Origin of the sequence: Streptomyces tricolor (assembly GCF_002155905.1) — a bacterium.
Taxonomy (GTDB): Bacteria; Actinomycetota; Actinomycetes; order Streptomycetales; family Streptomycetaceae; genus Streptomyces; species Streptomyces tricolor.
Genome location: NZ_MUMF01001084.1, coordinates 1 through 674, shown reverse-complemented (window position 1 = coordinate 674; position 674 = coordinate 1). Strand labels below are relative to the sequence as shown.

At 73.9% G+C, this 674-nt stretch carries 1 protein-coding gene; it reads right to left on the bottom strand.

Translation table 11 applies throughout. The features are described from left to right. A partial coding sequence (locus CCN44_RS42880; RefSeq protein WP_086704690.1) for an LLM class flavin-dependent oxidoreductase occupies nt 1–593 on the bottom strand: 593 nt, incomplete at its 3' end. Between the last annotated feature and the right edge of the window lie 81 nt (nt 594–674).

Sequence of the window (674 nt, the reverse complement as noted above, 5' to 3'; positions counted from 1 at the left end):
CTCCTCACCGCCGCCACCAGCTCCCGAGCCCGGCGTACGCCGTCCGCCGAGGTGGCGGCGGTGAGGAGGGTGCCGTCGGCCTTCTCGCCGGAGAGCCGGAGCGTACGGGGTCCGGTGCCGCCCGCGAGGACGTCGACCGGGCGCTCCGGGGGCCAGTCGAGGGCTACGTCGTCCAACTGGACGTACCGCCCGCGCACGCTGAGCCGCTCCCCGCGCAGCAGGGCGCGCAGGGCGTCGAGATGCTCGCCGAGGAGGCCGAGCGGGGAGGCGGCGCGGGCACCGACCTGGCCCATCCAGTCCTGCACCCCGTGTCCCACGGTCAGGATGGCCCGGCCGGGGAACATGCGCTCCAGGGAGGCGGCCTCCATGGCGGTGACGGCGACGTTCCTGAGCGGTACCGGCAGCAGACCGATCCCGATCCGCACCCGCTCCGTCCAGGCGAGTGCGGCGGCGGCCGTGGACACCCCGCCCTCCAGAAAGCAGTCCTCCCACAGCCACAGCTCTTCCAGCCCCGCGGCGTCCGCGGCACGCGCGACGGCCCGCAGCCGCTCGGGAGGAAGCTGGGGGCGGAATACGACACCGAGTCCTGTCATAGCGCCCTTCCTAGTGGGGAGGACGGGAAAGGACAACGCATTTACGGACCCGGTGAGTTGGCGGCCGGGGAAGGGGAGGGC